The following is a 16,564-nucleotide window of genomic DNA, read 5'->3' as shown; positions in this document are numbered from 1 at the left end:
AAAATGAACCCGTCACGACCACAGTCACACAGACCTCGTCGGAGGGTCAGTCTCCCGACACCATTTTGCCCGCTCGAATTGTCGCCGTCACTTTCAAATCCAGAAGGTTCTCTGAGGCCGCAATCGGATTGCCTGAGAGAACTGCAAGATCGGCGCATTTTCCCGGCTCTATTGATCCACGAATATCTTCCTGGAAGACCTGCCAGGCCGCGTCTATCGTTTGTGCCCGCAGGGCCGAGAGGGCGCTGATTTTCTGGCTTTCCCCGAGCACCCGCCCGCTTGATGTGGTGCGGTTGACGGCGCAATGGGCCAGATGCAGCGGCCTGGTTGGCGTTACGGAGGCGTCATTGTGCAGGGTGTAGCGGACCCCAAATCGCTCGGCCGACGCGGCGGGGGACAGGCGGCTGGCGCGCTCGGGGCCGAGAAACGTACTGTAATGGCGATCGCCCCAGAAATGGATATGGGCCGAGAAGAAGCTGACCGTGATGCCAAGCTCGGCCATACGGCCAAGCTGGTCGTCGCGCAGGGTCTGGCCGTGAATGATCGTGTGGCGGTGATCCGCGCGTGGGGTGTCGGCCAAGGCGGCGGCCACGGCATCAATGAACATGTCGGCCCCGGCATCACCGTTGCAGTGGCAATGGATCTGGTGGCCGAGGTCATGTAGTTTCCTGACTTCGCGGCGGTGTTCCTCAGCGGCCACATAGGGCATCCCGCAGGAATGTTTCGGGTCAATTGGCCGGTGATAGGGCGCAGAGAGATAGGCGGTCTGAAGCTGGAATGCTCCATCGGTAAATAGCTTGCGGGGGCCAAGGGTGAAATGCCGATTGCCGGGCCAGTCGAGAGTGTCCCAAAGCCCCGGTTCAAGCTCTCCAATGGGCAGCAGCATCAGGTCGATACCGGGATCTTTGTCTGGCCCGAGCGAGGCAAAATGCTCCAGCATTACCCGCGAGGTCCAGGCGTTCTGCGCATAGGTCACGCCATGGGCGAGGTAATCGTCGCGGCAGACCGCGAAACCCTGCCAGAATCTTTCGCGATTGATCAGGAAATCGGTATCGCCCATTTCGCCCATGGCAGACAGGCCTTCGATGAGACCTGTCAGCGCGCCGTCATCCCGGCGGCCATAGCGGCCGCCCAGTGGGTCCGGCGTATCCCGTGAGATGCCGCGCATTTCAAGGGCGGCGGAGTTCGCGACGCCATTGTGGCCCGAGGCATGAAGCACCCAGATGGGATGATCTGTGGACACGTCGTCCAGTTCAGCCCGGGTCGGCATCCGACCCTCGGCGATTGCGGTGTTGTCAAAAAGAACCCCCATGACCCATTCGCCTTTTGGGGTGTCGGCTGCCTTGGCACGCAGGCGGTGCAGCGCCGTTGCCATATCGATGCAATCGCCACGTGGCGGTGACGCAAGATCGACACGGAAAAGCGCAATGAACCCCGGATCGGGAAAGTGCCCATGCGGGTCGATAAAGGCCGGGATAAGCGTCTGGCCCTGCAGGTCATGGAGCCGCGTGCCGCCGGGCATCTGGGCGCGCAGGACGGTTTCGTCGCCGACGGCACGGATCAATCCGCCTTCGGTCAGCACCGCCTCGGGCTGAGAGTTTTCGGCGTCCATCGTCAGGATGATGCCGTTGGAATAAAGCGTGGCTGTCATTGCGGGCTCGCTACGAGAGTGGCGCGAGGCAGCGCAGGCCATGGCCTGCGGTCACCTCCCATCTGGGTATTTGGGTGCAAATGTCCTGGGCAAAGGGGCAGCGCTCGCGGAACTCGCATCCCTTTGGCCGGTTCAGCAAACTCGGCGGTTCGCCCTTCAGCGCGATGCGTTCCAGCCGGGCGTCAGGGTCAGGTTCCGGGTTCGCGCTGAGAAGGCAGCGGGTGTAGGGATGGCGCGGGCTTTCGAATATTGCTTCGGTGGTGCCTTCTTCCACCAGCCGCCCCAGATACATGATCCCCATACGGTCGGCCACATGGCGCACGACGCTGAGGTTATGGGTGATGATCACCATGGCCAGACCCAGCCGTTCGCGCAGTTCATTGAGCAGGTTCAGCAACTCGCCCTGCACGGAGACGTCCAATCCCGCTGTCGGTTCGTCGGCCAGGATCAACCTGGGTTCCAGCGCCAGTGCGCGGGCCACCCCGACACGCCGTGCCTGACCGCCGGACAATTGATAGGGATAGCGGTCGGCAAAATGCGCAGGCAGGTTGACCATCTCCAGCAGGCGCTTGGCCTCGGCGTGCTGATCGCGGCTCTTCATGCCCTGAATCCTGTAGGGTTCCGTGATCAGACTGCCGATGGTCAGTCGCGGAGACAGGCTTCCGACCGGATCCTGAAACATCATGGCGATGTCCTTGCGCAGGGGGCGCAGCTGCCGTTCGGGCAGGCCGCGGATTTCCCTGCCGTCGAATTTGACCGAACCGGCCTGCGCCGGGGCCAGCCCGGCAATTGCGCGAATGACGGTTGTCTTGCCCGATCCGCTTTCGCCGACAAGCGCGTAGGTTTCGCCCGGGGCCACGTCAAAGCTGACGCCAGCCAGCACATTGACCTGACCATAGCTGGTTTGAAGGTTATCAACAGACAGAAGGCTCACGCCGTCATCTCCTCATGGTTCAGCCAACAGGCAGCCAGATGACCGTCGTCTCCCAGTCGCTCAAGTGGCGGCACGTCTGCCGCGCAGCGGGCGATTGCCTGATCGCACCGGTCGCGAAAAATGCAGCCGCCGGGCAGGTTCGCCAGATCGGGAACTTCGCCCGGAATGGTCGGCAGGACACGGGCGCGGGTCTTGATGTGGCCCGGATCACATTCGATCAGGCGGCGGGTGTAGGGATGTTTCGGGTTGTGAAAGATCTCGCGCACATCGCCGCTTTCGACGACTGCGCCCGCATACATCACCACCACCCTGTCACAGAGTTCCGCAATCACGCCCAGATGATGCGAGATGAATAGGATCGCGCAGTTCATTTCGCGCTGAAGCTCCTGCAAGCGTTCGATAATCTGTACTTCAAGCGTGGCATCCAGTGCCGTTGTGGGTTCATCGGCGATCAGCAGGTCAGGCTCGGACATCAGCGCCATGGCAATGGCGATCCGCTGGCGCATCCCGCCGGAGAATTCATGCGGGAACTGGTTCAGCCGCGCGTCGGGATCGGGAATGCCCACAGCCCCCAGCATTTTCGCGGCGGTTGCGCGTTTTGCGGCCTTGGATGCGGAGGACCGGTGCTGGATATCGACCATCTGCTGACCGACGGTCAGCACCGGGTTGTGGGTCTGCATCGGGTCCTGGAAGACGATTGAGATATCGTCGCCGCGCAGGGCGCGCATCTGACGCTCGTTGGCCTGCAACAGGTCCTGCCCCTTGAACCGCACCGCGCCCTCACGGAACCGCGTGTTCGGTGCCGTCAACCGCAGGATCGACGAGATCAGCGTCGACTTTCCGCAGCCGCTTTCGCCGACGATCCCGACGATTTCCCCTTTGCGGACGTCAAAGGTGATATCGCGCAAGGCTTTCAGGTCGCCGCGTTCGGTTTTATAGTCGACGCTGAGATGGTCGATCTCCAACAAGGTTTCGGTCATCGGTTCTTTCTCAATTTCGGGTCAACCACGTCGCGCAGGGATTCGCCGAGGAAGGTGAAGCCCAACGTTGCGATGATGATCGGCAGGCCGCCTCCGACCACCAACCACGGCGTTTGCCGGATCAGGGCATAGCCATCTTTCAACAATGCACCCCAGCTGGGTGTCGGCGGTTTTACCCCGAGACCGAGGAACGACAGACCGGCCTCAAGCGCGATCACCGTGGGGATGTCCATGGCAGCCAGAACCGCCAGGACGCCAATGATATTGGGCAGCAAATGGACACCCAGAATACGGGCCATGCTGGCCCCCATGGAGCGTTCGGCCAGTATGAACTCCGAGTTGCGCAATGTGAGCGTCTGCGTGCGCGCCACACGGCCATAGGTCGGGATCGAGGTCGCCATGACCACGAAAACCACAGTTTGCAGGCTGGGACCCACCAGCGCGACGACGGCCAGCGCGAACATCACGGTTGGGAATGACCGGATGGTGTCAAACAGAAGCATCAGCAGATTGTCGAGCCATTTTGGCCCGTAGCCCGCGATCATTCCCAGTGTCAGACCGATCACCATGGCCCCAAAGACCGCAGGCAAGGCGACCTTCAGCGCCACCTGTCCGCCCATGATCACGCGGCTGAAGGTATCTCGGCCCAGCTGGTCGGTGCCCAGCCAATGGCTGGCCGATGGGCCTTGCATACGGTCCTGAATATTCATGGCAATCGGATCGTAGGGCACAATCCATGGCGCGAAGATGGCGCTGAACACGATGGCCCCGACGATGATCAGCCCCATCAGGCCCAGCGGGTTCCCGGCGACGCCTTTGAGAATAATGCCGAGTTCGGAGCGCGGTTTACCCATGGTCGAGGACGTCATGTCGAGGTCCTCGCGCGCGGGTCCAGCCAGGCGTTAACGAGGTCCGCAACGGCGGTCGAGATAACGAACAGCCCCGTCGAGATGAGCACCGAGCCCATGACGATCGGGTAGTTGCGGGTGGTGATGCTATCGATCACCAATTTGCCCAGACCGGGCCGGGCAAAGACGATCTCGGCAAAAACGGCCGCACTGAGCAGAAAGCCCATCCCGACGCCGATCACGGTGACGACCGGCAGAACGGCGATCCGCAACGCGTAGACCATGACGATCCGTCGCTCGGAGAGACCAAAGGCGCGGGCGGTCCGGATGTGGTGTTCACCAAGCACTTCCAGCATCGAGGCACGTACAAGCCGCGCGATATACCCGACCCAACTCAGCCCGATTGCAAACGCGGGCAAGACCAGATGATCCAGCCGGTCCCAGAACCCGTCACCGACACCAATCGCCGGGAACCACTGGAGCTGCACGGCAAACAGCAAAAGCGACAAAAGCGCCACGACAAATGCGGGGGCCGCGACGAAACTCACCGACAGCACCGCGACGCTTCGGTCGATCAGGGTGTTGGGATGGGCCGCGGCATAGGCGCCAAGCCCGATGCCGAGGGCGGCAGACCAGAGGATCGACGCAAAGATCAGCTCAAGCGTGAAGGGAAGCTGTTGAAAGACAATCTGGGTGACCGAGCGGCCCGAAAACACGTCGGTGCCCAGATCGCCCTGCATCATGTTGCTGTAAAAGATCACCAGTTGCCGCCAAATCGGCTGATCCAGCGCCAGTTCGGCGGTGAGCCGTGCCTGAAGCTCCGGGGTCGCTCGCGGACCAAGCATGATCTGCACCGGATCGCCGGGGACTGCACGGATCATCAGGAACATGAGTGTTACCGCAACAAAGAGGATCAGCGCCGCAAGCGCAAACCGCCTCAGAGCAAAGTTGAACATCGATCGGGCCTTTCTGGGCGGGGTAATCGCGTGCGGCCGCCCGAGGGCAGCCACACGCAGAGACGTAGGGAGGTTACGCCTTGCCGAAGTATCTGAGCAGCGAAAGCCCATCCGGGCGCAGGGCCGGAACAACACGCGAGGAATGCACGACCGGCGTTGCTTCATGGGTGATAAAGCGATAGGCGCCGCTTTCTTCCATCAGGTCCTGCGCTCGCTGATACATTGCAGCGCGTTCTGCATTGTCGGTTTCCGCAGATGCGGCGGCGTGGAGTTTGTCGAATTCGTCGTTGCGGAAACGTTCCCAGTTCCAGATGCCTGCCTGTTCAGTGGTGAACCAGGCCGTTGCATAGGAGGGATCAGGCGCCATCGAGAAGCGGTTCAGCACCAGTTGCAGATCTTCGTTTTCGCCGCTCGCCCAGAACGCACCGGATTCCAGAACGTTGATTTCCAGCGTGATCCCGATTTGCGCCAGCATCGCCTGAATGACCTGAGCCATCGTCGTGTAGGTCGTCTTGTTCAGGATATCGAGCGTGAGGGAGACATTTGTCTCGCCGGATTCCGCAAGCAGTGCCATTGCCTTTTCAATGTTGGCCTGCGGCGCCACAAGACCCTGAGCACGGTTTCCTGCCAGACCCGGTGCGATGATGCCTGTCGACGGGTCCGCCGCGCCAAAGTAGGAGGCCTCCAGGATTGTCGGCACGTCGATGGCATGCTGGATCGCCTGCCGCAGTTTCTGGTTCTGTAGTTTCGGATGATCCAGATTCATCCCCAGCCAGACATAGAACAGCGAGGGGTTTTCGACGAGGGTCCCGCCGTTTGGAACGCCACCACGGTAGCGCGCGACCGATCCTAGCGAGACGCGGGTCAGGTCCAGCTCGCCTGCCTCGAATGCGATCTCGGCGGTGTTTTCATCGTCGATCGGGTAGACTTCAATCGTATCCCAGGCCGGTGCGTCCCCTTTCCAGTTGGGGTTGCGCTGCAACACTGTCTTCTCCTTGGGGCTCCAGCTCGCGCGCAGATAGGGGCCGCTTTCGGCGACCGGGTCGGAGCCGATCCGCCCGCCAGCGGCCTCAACCGCGGCCTTGGACACGATGTTGCCGGTGATATAGGGCAAGGCAATAGACCAGAGCGGCGCGAAGGGCTCGTTCAGCACGATGGTGCCTTCGCGCTCGCCAGTGACCTCAACATGGCTGAGCGGTCCCATATCCGGCTTGTTCGGGCTTTCGGTGGCCTCGGCCACGATCCGTTCGAAGCTGAATTTGACATCCTCGGCTGTCATCGCGCCATGGCCGTTGGTAAAGCCGATGTCATCGCGCAGGGCGAATTTGATATGGGTCGGGTCCACCTGTTCGATCATCGACGCCGCATCAAGTTGCCAGCCCCATTCGGAGCCGGGCTTGTACTGGATCAGCTTGTTGTAAATTGCGGCGTGGATCTCCTCTTCCACAACGCCGACACTATGCGCGGGATCCATGTTCGGAGCGTCGCCATAGGCGCGGACGCGCAGGACGCCATCATCCTGGGCAAAAGCGGTCCCCGCCCAGCCCATAGGCATTGCGGCGGCCGCACCAAGCGCTGTCGCGCCTTTTAGGAAGTTTCGGCGTCCTGTTGGTGCCTTCATCCATTCGATCTTCATTGTGATCTCCCCGTTGGGTTGTTCAGAGAAGCCCGCGCGGAATGGTCCGCGACCATTCTTTTGACAGGACTTCGGTTTCATCGGGCCCTTCCGTGGCCCGCAAACTGCGGTGCAGGTAGAAATGCGTCTCGTCGCAGGACATGCGCGAATGCGTGTCGATCCGAACCTGCCAGTGGTCGCGGCGGAACTCGAACCGCCAGTCTGCCACCATCTTGGCGCTGGCCGGATCGTCGGGATGGATGGAATAATGCGTCGCTACATGGCTGCCGCTGATAAGGCCGTGATAGGGATCGCGCGACATGCCGAAATCGTCAAATGCGTCGAGCGTTGTCCGTCCTTCATCGTCGGTTCCACGCCGTGACGTGCTCGACGGATCACGCAGGACATCCGCAGCCAATGTCGGAAATTTGTCTGGCGGTCCGGGGTTGGCAGGCTCCGGTTCACCAGCCACGTGGCGCTGAGGCAGTGTCAACTGGCTGCCCGCGCAGTCCAGCGTGATCGTCACAGGTTTGGGCGAGGGCCAGACGATCGGCCAGTAGGATGTCGACAGCGCCAGACGGAGGCGATGCCCCGCGCGCAGCCGATGGGCACAGGCGTTCAGTTCGAACTCAACCTCGTAGCGTTCGCCCGGCACCAAAGCGTCCGGGGTTTCGTGGCTTTTGTGATGGGTCAGGTTGAAGGGCCGATAGGTGATGCGTTGCGACACGCCATCCGGCGCGACATCACAGAGCCGGGCCACCACCTGGGCAACCGGTCGATCAACACGAAACGCCAGCTTCAGACGCGGGCGCCCAACGATCTCAAGCGGCGCGTCCAGCGAAATGTCAAAGCAGGCGGAGTGCCTGTCGTCCTCGACCTGATCGCCCGGCAGCTCGTTGTCGATCCGCATCCCCGGGCAGAAATAGCCGCTGGCGGACCCGACGCTGGCAGGATTGGCAATATCGACCTCCCCGGATTTGGCTGCTGGGCACAGCGCACCATCGCCGAGAAAATAAATGCGCTCCTGAATCGTGTTCGATGGCCAGCTTTCCTCTGACACCCACCGACCCCTGCGTGGCTTGTTCTTGCCGGACGGGTTGTCATGTTCCTGCACGAATGTTCGCAAGGCAGGCAGTGTTTCAGCCCCGTTCAACTCGCCTTTCAGCCACCGGTCGAACCATCCGATGATCTCCGAATGGGCGTCTGCAGCCTCGATCTTTGAGATATGCGGATATCGGTGCTCCCAGGGGCCGATCAGCGCTTTGGTCGGCGAAGTCAGGTTCTCAACCAGGGTAAGGGGCGTGTTGACATAAGCGTCCGCCCAGCCTGTGATTGCCAGAACCGGCACCTCGATCCGTGACCAGTCTTCGCAAACCGATCCGTGTTTCCAGAACTCATCGCGTGTGGGGTGCGCCAGCCAGTCAGCGGCAAGATCAGGCAGCAGCTCCATCCGCGCGATCCAGTCATCGCGCCAGTCGGGCCGCAGGTCGGGATCAGCAGGGCGAGACAGATAGGCAAACATCTGTGCTGCCCAATTGGCGTTATCGCTGAGCAGGCAGCCGCCCATGTAGTGAATGTCATCGGCATAGCGGTCAGCGGTCGAGGCCATGGTGACAACCGCCTTCAATTCCGGCGGTCGGCGATACGCAAGCTGCAGGCCGTTGAAGCCACCCCAGCTGATCCCGATCATTCCGACGTGGCCATCACACCAGTCCTGGCCTGCGATCCATTTCAGAACCTCTTCGCCATCGCAGAGCTCCTGTTCGGAATATTCATCGTCAAAACGGCCCTGGCTGTCGCCGGTCCCGGCAATGTCGACCCGCACACAGGCATAGCCATGGGCGGCAAACACCCGATGTGTGGTTTCATCACGCGCTGCGGTTCCGTCCCGCTTGCGATAGGGGAGATACTCCAGGATCGCCGGCGCAGCCCCCGGCAGAGCGGGAAGCCAGACCCGTGCCGCCAGTTTTCGCCCGTCCGGAAGAGGGATCCACTCATTCTCTAGTGTCTTGATTTCGTTTTGCACGCCGATCACCGTTTGCGACTCACAAGCGAAAATTGGAACGAAAATCAAAAACCACCTAGTAAGCGACTGTACGCAGGTTTAAGCTTTTGTAAGCATCAATGCGTCTATGTGCGAAGGACTTGTCGCATGTCGGAAAACTTTTCGCGGAACCTGCGATCCCTCTGCGCTGACTACGGCAGCATTGCGCAGGTCTGCCGCGATATCGGCTTGAACCGTCAGCAATTCAATCGATACCTCAATGGCGTTGGAATGCCCTCGGCGCACAACCTTCGGCGCATCGCCCGGCATTTCAATATCAGCGAACAGGACCTCGATCTGGATCACCCGGCCTTCCTGGGCAGGATGAACAGATTGACGGCGCCCTCCCGCAAAAGCCCGGCGCGCGTGCTGTCCAGAATTTTTGAGAACCAAGCCGGTCCGCTGCGTCGGTACCTGGGGTTCTATCACGGCCATTTCACAACGCCGACCTGGGAAGGCAAGATCATGCGCACGCTGATCTGGCTGCGTGAACAGGACGGCTATATCGTTTCGCATACCTTCGAACGTGCATTGAGCGATGATCAAAGCATCGTTCAACGGACGAAATATACCGGGCTGGCAGCCTATAAGGGCAATCGCATCTACCTGTTGGAAAGCGCAAACAGCGAGGATGGATTCTTGTCGGAGTCCATTCTGTTTCCTGCGCATCGCCAACAGGTCAGATATCTGAACGGGATGACAATGGGCGTCGCCACCAAACCGCGTATGGCCCCATACTCGTCGCCGACCGTCTGGAAACGGCTATCTGAAAGCACCTCGGTCCGGGACGCTCTGAAGCAAACAGGTATCTTTCGCTTCAACGACACAAGGATCGACGTAATCGTGCGCAACCAGCTGGCGGACGCGCAGGACTGAATAGGACGGCGATTTCACCGTGTCTCTTCCGGGTGAGGACCAACTGGCAGAGAGCCGCTAACCGGCTGTCACCTGTCGACGTTTTCGACACAAAAACTGCGGTTGGTTATCGGGTGAAACCTTAGTTGGCTGCCAGTTTCGCGCCCCCTGTGGCTGTGAGTCCAATCGGGTGGGGTGCCCGCCAGCCGCCTGCCTTGAAGAAGTCCAAGGCGCCCGTTGAGTTTTTGCAGTTCATTGCGTGACAGAACGGTTGCGGCTCGCGCCCCGTAGGCTTGTTCGACAGGCATCTGATCCAATTCAGGGAGTAGGGCGTATAGTTCTAGGCGAGTTACGGCCGGCATCATCTTCATAGCCATCGGCCCAGGATAGAAGCTTTCGCTCGGAATATCATTGGAAATCAGCGTCGCATGTTTGTCGAGCATAAGATGGATATACGTGACGCTCTGACGACCCCGCGCAAAAGAAGCCAATGCAGTTTCTTCAGCCAGATGCTTAGCCCGCACATAGTAGGACGCATTCGTGAGCTGATCTGTCAGCAGGACGCAGTGTTGCGGCGACACCACCAGCGCACGTGCATTGCCCAGCACGCCCGGCCTGATCCGGACCGGCGTGAGGTTCTGCGGTAGAGACGCAGTTTTTACTGCGACTTCCGACAGGGCCAGCCAGCGTATCGGCATCGGGCCGTATTCAAGAGTTGTGACCAGATCGCCGGGCTTCAGCGTTTCTATCTTGGTTTCACCGCTTGGGGTTGCGATCATCGTACCGGGCGTGAAACACGGGATGCCCATCGAATTGAGTTTCTGGGCGTTGTCCACCTGCGAACGCTGAACGCCAACCAGCGTCACCGACTCGCCGTTGACAAAGGTCAGCACCGCATCACCTGTCCCGTCGCCATTGGTGTCGCTGACGACAACATCCCAGGCATTGACCGGATTGCCATCTGCATCGACCAGATTCGAGACATCGAATTGGTCTACCGTGGTGCCATCGCCGCTGTCGGTCATGTCGAAATTCGTCACGATATCCGACCCGGCAAGATCGGACACTCCCAGGGTATCCCTGTCGCTATCGGCACCAAGGTCAATAACGTCGTCCCCGGTGCCACCCTCGATCGTGTCGGCACCGGTGCCGCCGGTGATTGTATCGGCACCCGCGCCGCCGTCGATCACGTCATTATTGTTGCCGCCGTCGAGGGAGTCCGCGCCATCTCCGCCTTGAAGGGTATCCTGACCATCACCACCGGCGATACTATCGTTTCCATCGCCACCGGTGAGGCTGTCTTTGCCCAGACCGCCGTCGATGGTGTCATCGCCCAAGCCACCGTCTATGGTGTCATCCGATAGGTTCAGGCCTGAGTCGGTGATCACGTCGTTGCCGTCACCGCCCAGGATCAGATCGCTTTGGTTGCCGCCGTCAATCGTGTCCGCCCCAGCACCACCCGAGATAGTGTCGGCACCGAGTCCACCAAGAAGGCTGTCATTGCCCGCGCCACCGTCGATGGTATCCTCGCCATCGCCACCGTCGATTGTATCGTTCCCGGATCCGCCGGTCACGGTGTCGTTGCCGCCGCCTGCGATAATCTCGATCCCGCCTGCGTCGTTGGTGGCGTCCACCACATCGGCTGAGTCGCCCAGGATTACGCGCTCGATTTCGGAGAAGGTGAGCGTGCTGGTGCCGTCGCTGATCGTGCCCGCGCCGGTACCGGTAAAGGTTACCGTGACCGGAACGGTGACGGCCGACAGATCAAGCGTGTCGTAATCCGTGCCGGTGGTGACCCCTTCGCCGCCGATGATCGTGTCCGCGCCAAAGTTGTCCTCGATGACAAACGTGTCAGCATCGTCGCCACCCGACATGCTGTCGGCGCCAGTGCCGCCGACCAGCCTGTCATTGTCAGCACCGCCTTCAAGCGTATCGTCGCCGTCGTTGCCTTCGAGCGTGTCATTGCCGCCGGTGGCAACGATGCTGTCATTGCCCGCACCGCCGACCAGGCTGTCATCGCCATCGGAGTTCATCAACGTGTCGTTGCCGGAGCCACCGATCAGGGTATCGTTGCCAAGCCCGGTTGTCAGGAAATCATCCCCGTCGCCGCCGTCGATCAGATCATCCCCGTCGCCGCCCGCAATCGTGTCGTTGCCGGAGCCGCCGGTCACGGTGTCATTGCCGGCCCCGGCGATAATCTCCATTCCGCCTGTGTCGCTGGTAATATCCACCACATCGGCTGAGGCGCCCAGGATCAGCCGCTCGATCTGCGAGAAGCTGAGCGTGCTTGTCCCATCGCTGATCGTGCCCGCGCCGGAGCCGGTGAAGGTCACGGTGACCGGGTTGGTCACGGCGGAGAGGTCGATGGTGTCGTAATCCGTGCCGGTGGTGACCCCTTCGCCGCCGATGATCGTGTCCGCGCCAAAGCCGTCCTCGACCACAAACGTGTCGGCATCGTCCCCGCCTGACAGGCTATCAGCGCCAGTACCGCCCGAAATCGTGTCCGCGCCCGCGCCGCCGTCCAGTAGGTTGTTGGCGCCGTCGCCGGTCAGGCTGTCATTGGCGGTGCCGCCGAGAATGTTCTCGATCCCGCTATAGGTGTTGCCGTGCTGGTCCGTACCGGTCGTGAGATCGATGTTGAAGTTGACATACGACGCATCAGAATTGACGATATCGTAGGTGTCAATCCCGGCACCTCCGATAAAGGTGTCGGCGCCGAAATTGGCCAGAAGCGTATCATTGCCGCTGCCGCCATCGATTGTGTCGGCGCCGCCGCCGCCGTCCAGCACGTCGTCGCCTGTACCGCCATCGATTGTGTCGGCCCCGGCACCGCCGCCCAGAACGTCGTTGCCGCTACCGCCATCAATTGTGTCGGCGCCGGTGCCGCCGGTCACGCTGTCATCCCCAGATGAGGCATCAATCCGCATACCGGTGCTGTCACTCGACAGGTCGATGGTGTCGTTTCCAAGGCCTGTGGAGATGAATTCAATCTCGGAGAAATTGATGGTCGAACTGCCACCGGTCACGGAACCGGCCTCGCTACTGGTTAGCGTGACGGTAAGCGGATCGTTTTCCCAGGCGCCGCCGTCCTCAAACGTCAGTCGTAGCCAGTCGCCATTCCCGTCTTCGTCCCCTTCGCCACCGATGATGCTGATCGTACCGCCTATGCCTTCTGGTGCATAGTTATAGAAGGTATCGTCGCCGGTCCCGCCCTGTGCTGTATCGCCAGCACCTGTGACAAAGACGTCGTCGCCTGCGCCGCCAGTCATCAGGTCGGCCTCGGTTCCGCCGTAGATCGTGTCTTTGCCGTCTCCGCCGATCAGGGTATCGCTGCCGCTTCCGCCGTAGACGATATCGTTGCCCGCGCCCGCGACGATGCTGTCGTTGCCGGCTACGGCATAGATTGTATCGTCGCCCGCTCCAGCATCCACGGTATCGTCGCCGCCATAGGCGTTCATCTGGGTGCCGTCGGCATCGATATAGCTGGCGCCGATGCTGTCATTACCTGCGGTGCCGTCGACCGTGCCGTCGATAAAGGCATCCTGTTCGAGGTCGGCAAAGGCAAAGGAGTAGTTGTCACCGATGACTGACGTGAGCTGAATGGATTCGATCGGCTTGTCGTCGAGAACGTTGTTGGCAGGGTCACCTTCTCTGTAGGGGCTAAGGAACACCCGACCTGATGTATCCTGCAGGATCAGCATCTGCGTCGTAGCCGTTGTGCCATCGGAATAGGTGACAAGGACATTGTAGTCGATGGCGCTGTCGATATCGGAGGATATTCCGCCATAGATCAGCTGATCGGCGCTTTGTCCGTTGTCGTTCTCAAGGAGCTGCCCGTCACTGTTGAGGTCGTTTACTGTGAGGCTGTCGATGTTGTCATAAAGCGGCGCGCCCGAGCTGCCGAACGTGGCGCCAACCAGGATGGAGGAGTTTTCAGATGCAAAGTTGGCTTCGTTTGGATCCAGATCGGAAAACGTTCCGAGGTAAAACGATTCAATTGTTCTAGTTACCAATTTTCACCTCGGGTTACTGTGCGATACGCAAAACGCGTTGTTTGTACCGGTGCTGGAGCCGTCCAGATCTGAGCGACTAAATTAGAAGATGGTGCTTAAAGTTCAGTTGAAACGGCCAAATCGGGCCCAAACCGCCGCTCCAAGTGGCAGGGAGTACAGCCTCCAGCGTGGATTTGGCCGCTGCTTGACAATGGTTTCCGCGGCTCCGGCAGATGTTCATCGCAAGCGGTTGCGGGCTGGGATCCGCCTTGAATCCTGCCTCTGTGTCGATCGGCGACGGCGTCGCAGGCGATGTTGCGGATGCTCCTGGGCAGGGCTATCAGTTGCCTCGTGGATGCGGGGGCGAGGTGACTGTGAAGAAGAACATTCTGATTGTCGGCGGAAGCTCTGGCGTCGGTCTAGCACTGGCGCGGCACTACGTTGCCGAGGGACACCGGGTCACCATCACCGGACGGGCCGATCCGGGCTGCAGCGGCGCACGGTTTCATGCACTTTCGGTGACTGAGGATTCCAGCGATCTGATCACGGAACTGGATCGGTTGGCGCGGCAGGTCGGAGATGTGCAGACCCTGATCTATTGCGCGGGCTTTTTGCAGCAGGGGACGATTGCCTCGCTAGAGGATGCCGCGCTTGCGCAGATGACCAATGTCGGATTGCTGGGGCCTATGATGCTGATCCAGCGACTGGTCCGGCAGGCGTCCGGACCGCTCAAACTGATGCTGATCACCTCAAGCTCACAGTATAAACCGCAGGCGGGAATGCCTGCCTACTGCGCGACCAAGGCCGGTCTTGGCATGTTGGGGGCGGCGCTGGTGCGCGGCGACGGTATCGGCAAGGTGCTGGTCGTCGCTCCGTCAGCGATACGTACGAATTTCTGGGACGGCACCACGGAAGACACATCGACCATGCTTGACCCCGGCTGGGTGGCCGGGCGGATTGTGGAACTGTCCAGCGGTGCCTTCAAATACAAATACGCAAAGCTCCTGCGCAGCCCGGCAAGGGTTGAGGTGGTCGATCATCTCGACAATGCTTTCCAGCCGATAGATCCCTGATGGCACCATGCTCTGACCCGGGCAGGGGGCAGGGGGCAGGGGTCAGGCCAGCCGCCTGAGGCAGCTGATCACATGATCGGTCTGCGCGTGGCTTTGATGCGGGCCGATGGGCAGGCTGATCACCTCCCGGGCCAGCTGAGTTGCCAGTGGCAGCATCGAATCCGTCAGACCCAAGGAAGCATAAGCTGCCTGCGCATGTGGCGGGATCGGATAATGCACCAGGGTCTGGACGCCGGCCTCGGCCAGATCTTTCGCCAGCCGGTTCCGGTCCGGGTGCCGCACCACAAACAGATGCCAGACGGGATCGGCCTTGGCCGCGACATTGGGCAGCGCAATGCCAAGATCGCACAATTCCGACAGGTAGCGCGCGGCGATCTGCGCCCGCCGTGCGTTCCAGTCGTCCAGCACCGCCAGCTTCACGGTCAGGAAGCTGGCCTGAACCGGATCGAGGCGGCTGTTGAACCCTGCAACCTCATTGCGGTATTTTTCGTGAGACCCGTAATTGCGCAGCAGCGATAGCCGGTCGGCCAGTGCATCGTCATCGGTGGTGACCGCGCCGCCGTCTCCCAATGCTCCGAGGTTCTTCCCCGGATAAAAACTCCAGCAGACGATATCACCGGTTCCGCCGATGGAGCGTCCGTCCCAGCGCGCGCCATGCGCCTGCGCGGCGTCCTCGATCACCTTCAGCCCCAATTCGCGGGCAACCGCCATGATCGCGGTCATGTCTGCGGGCTGGCCATATAGGTGAACGGGAATAACCGCCTTGGCGCCGGGCACCATGGCGGCGCGTATGCCGTCAGCGGTGATATTATGGGTTGCCGGATCAGGCTCCACCGGTACCGGGATCGCGCCACATTGCGATACTGCCAGCCAGGTGGCGATATAGGTGTTGGAGGGAACCAGCACCCGATCTCCCGGCCCGATTTCCAGCGCCACAAGTGCCAGGCGCAAGGCATCCAGCCCGTTCGCAACACCAAGCGCATGTGAGACGCCGCAGTAGCGGGCAAACGCCTGCTCGAACCCGGCAACATCCGGGCCGAGGATATACCAGCCGGAGCGCAGGCTCTCCAGCATCCGGGGTTCGCTGCGCTCTGCCAGCTCATCATAGGCCGCTTTCAGATCGAGAAACGGAACCTGCATCACGTTGCCCCCACGGCCCGCCGGAAGTCGGTGTAGTCGCGAATATAATCGCTTTCGTCATAAGGCGCGGATGCCATCACCATGCAGACCGCACCGGAGGAGAAGTTATCGAGATATCGCCACATCATCGGGCAGATGTAGATGCCGAAATATGAGCGGTTCAGATGAAAGCGTTTCTTGTCGAACCCGTCATCCAGAACAACGTCAAAGCTGCCGGACATCGCGATCATGAACTGGTGCAGACCCTTGTGCGCATGCGCGCCGCGATCCGATCCGCCCGGCACATCGTAGAGGTAATAGACGCGTTTGATATCAAACGGGATGTGGTTCATCCCTTCGACAAATGTCAGGTTGCCGCGTGCGTCTTCGATCTTGGGCAGGTCAATAAATTTGCAATCGCTGAGTGGCAAATCCGTACTCCGGTCTTGTGGCAACGACCGGCTTTGGCAGCTGATCGGAGCAAACGTCGGATCTAT

12 protein-coding genes are annotated in these 16,564 nt (G+C 60.7%); 2 read left to right on the top strand and 10 right to left on the bottom strand.

Annotated features, from left to right (window positions below; translation table 11 throughout):
• Nucleotides 1-46: 46 nt before the first annotated feature.
• The 7 genes from VWY60_RS12800 to VWY60_RS12770 all read right to left on the bottom strand — a co-directional run bounded on the left by VWY60_RS12800 (nucleotide 47) and on the right by VWY60_RS12770 (nucleotide 9,010).
• Nucleotides 47-1,651 (bottom strand): amidohydrolase, encoded by a 1,605-nt coding sequence (locus VWY60_RS12800; protein WP_416540656.1) that lies wholly within the window; start codon nucleotides 1,649-1,651, stop codon nucleotides 47-49.
• Nucleotides 1,652-1,661: 10 nt separating this feature from the next.
• Nucleotides 1,662-2,585, bottom strand: a complete 924-nt coding sequence (locus tag VWY60_RS12795; protein WP_416540655.1) for an oligopeptide/dipeptide ABC transporter ATP-binding protein — start codon at nucleotides 2,583-2,585, stop codon at nucleotides 1,662-1,664.
• Complete coding sequence (locus tag VWY60_RS12790; protein ID WP_340544472.1) at nucleotides 2,582-3,565, bottom strand: ABC transporter ATP-binding protein; 984 nt, start codon at nucleotides 3,563-3,565, stop codon at nucleotides 2,582-2,584. Before VWY60_RS12790 ends, VWY60_RS12795 begins: the two co-directional genes overlap by 4 nt.
• On the bottom strand, nucleotides 3,562-4,419 hold the full coding sequence (locus VWY60_RS12785) for an ABC transporter permease (protein ID WP_340546277.1): 858 nt from the start codon (nucleotides 4,417-4,419) through the stop codon (nucleotides 3,562-3,564). The genes VWY60_RS12790 and VWY60_RS12785 overlap by 4 nt, the downstream gene beginning before the upstream one ends.
• An 11-nt stretch (nucleotides 4,420-4,430) precedes the next feature.
• Nucleotides 4,431-5,369: an ABC transporter permease gene (locus VWY60_RS12780; RefSeq protein ID WP_416536542.1), complete on the bottom strand. Its 939-nt coding sequence runs from the start codon at nucleotides 5,367-5,369 to the stop codon at nucleotides 4,431-4,433.
• Nucleotides 5,370-5,442: 73 nt separating this feature from the next.
• Nucleotides 5,443-7,005 (bottom strand): ABC transporter substrate-binding protein, encoded by a 1,563-nt coding sequence (locus tag VWY60_RS12775; RefSeq protein WP_416540654.1) that lies wholly within the window; start codon nucleotides 7,003-7,005, stop codon nucleotides 5,443-5,445.
• Nucleotides 7,006-7,027: 22 nt separating this feature from the next.
• Nucleotides 7,028-9,010 carry a CocE/NonD family hydrolase gene (locus VWY60_RS12770; protein ID WP_416540653.1) on the bottom strand — a complete coding sequence of 661 codons (1,983 nt, stop codon included), beginning with the start codon at nucleotides 9,008-9,010 and terminating at the stop codon, nucleotides 7,028-7,030.
• A gap of 126 nt (nucleotides 9,011-9,136) precedes the next feature.
• Here VWY60_RS12770 and VWY60_RS12765 point away from each other — a divergent pair, with 126 nt between their 5' ends.
• Complete coding sequence (locus VWY60_RS12765) at nucleotides 9,137-9,904, top strand: helix-turn-helix transcriptional regulator (protein WP_416541610.1); 768 nt, start codon at nucleotides 9,137-9,139, stop codon at nucleotides 9,902-9,904.
• Nucleotides 9,905-9,972: 68 nt separating this feature from the next.
• Here VWY60_RS12765 and VWY60_RS12760 read toward each other — a convergent pair whose 3' ends face one another.
• The gene (locus VWY60_RS12760; protein ID WP_416540651.1) at nucleotides 9,973-13,896 is read right to left on the bottom strand and encodes a Hint domain-containing protein; all 3,924 of its coding nucleotides are present in this window, start codon (nucleotides 13,894-13,896) and stop codon (nucleotides 9,973-9,975) included.
• A gap of 248 nt (nucleotides 13,897-14,144) precedes the next feature.
• Between VWY60_RS12760 and VWY60_RS12755 the strand changes: the two genes are divergently transcribed.
• On the top strand, nucleotides 14,145-14,948 hold the full coding sequence (locus tag VWY60_RS12755) for an SDR family NAD(P)-dependent oxidoreductase (RefSeq protein WP_416540650.1): 804 nt from the start codon (nucleotides 14,145-14,147) through the stop codon (nucleotides 14,946-14,948).
• Nucleotides 14,949-14,990: 42 nt separating this feature from the next.
• On the opposite strand, the gene VWY60_RS12750 is transcribed toward VWY60_RS12755, so the two are convergent.
• Nucleotides 14,991-16,088 carry a DegT/DnrJ/EryC1/StrS family aminotransferase gene (locus tag VWY60_RS12750; protein WP_416540649.1) on the bottom strand — a complete coding sequence of 366 codons (1,098 nt, stop codon included), beginning with the start codon at nucleotides 16,086-16,088 and terminating at the stop codon, nucleotides 14,991-14,993.
• Complete coding sequence (locus VWY60_RS12745; RefSeq protein WP_416540648.1) at nucleotides 16,088-16,498, bottom strand: sugar 3,4-ketoisomerase; 411 nt, start codon at nucleotides 16,496-16,498, stop codon at nucleotides 16,088-16,090. Before VWY60_RS12745 ends, VWY60_RS12750 begins: the two co-directional genes overlap by 1 nt.
• Nucleotides 16,499-16,564: the final 66 nt, after the last annotated feature.

Source organism: Phaeobacter sp. JH20_26, assembly GCF_048056275.1.
GTDB classification, from domain to species: Bacteria; Pseudomonadota; Alphaproteobacteria; order Rhodobacterales; family Rhodobacteraceae; genus Phaeobacter; species Phaeobacter bryozoorum.
This window is presented reverse-complemented; position numbering and strand designations above follow the sequence as displayed.

Coding starts and splice junctions, on each gene's coding strand:
- VWY60_RS12800 (WP_416540656.1), bottom strand. CDS start 1,651: ATGACAGCCACGCTTTATTCCAACGGCATCATCCTGACGATGGACGCC.
- VWY60_RS12790 (WP_340544472.1), bottom strand. CDS start 3,565: ATGACCGAAACCTTGTTGGAGATCGACCATCTCAGCGTCGACTATAAA.
- VWY60_RS12785 (WP_340546277.1), bottom strand. CDS start 4,419: ATGGGTAAACCGCGCTCCGAACTCGGCATTATTCTCAAAGGCGTCGCC.
- VWY60_RS12780 (WP_416536542.1), bottom strand. CDS start 5,369: ATGTTCAACTTTGCTCTGAGGCGGTTTGCGCTTGCGGCGCTGATCCTC.
- VWY60_RS12775 (WP_416540654.1), bottom strand. CDS start 7,005: ATGAAGATCGAATGGATGAAGGCACCAACAGGACGCCGAAACTTCCTA.
- VWY60_RS12765 (WP_416541610.1), top strand. CDS start 9,137: ATGTCGGAAAACTTTTCGCGGAACCTGCGATCCCTCTGCGCTGACTAC.
- VWY60_RS12750 (WP_416540649.1), bottom strand. CDS start 16,088: ATGCAGGTTCCGTTTCTCGATCTGAAAGCGGCCTATGATGAGCTGGCA.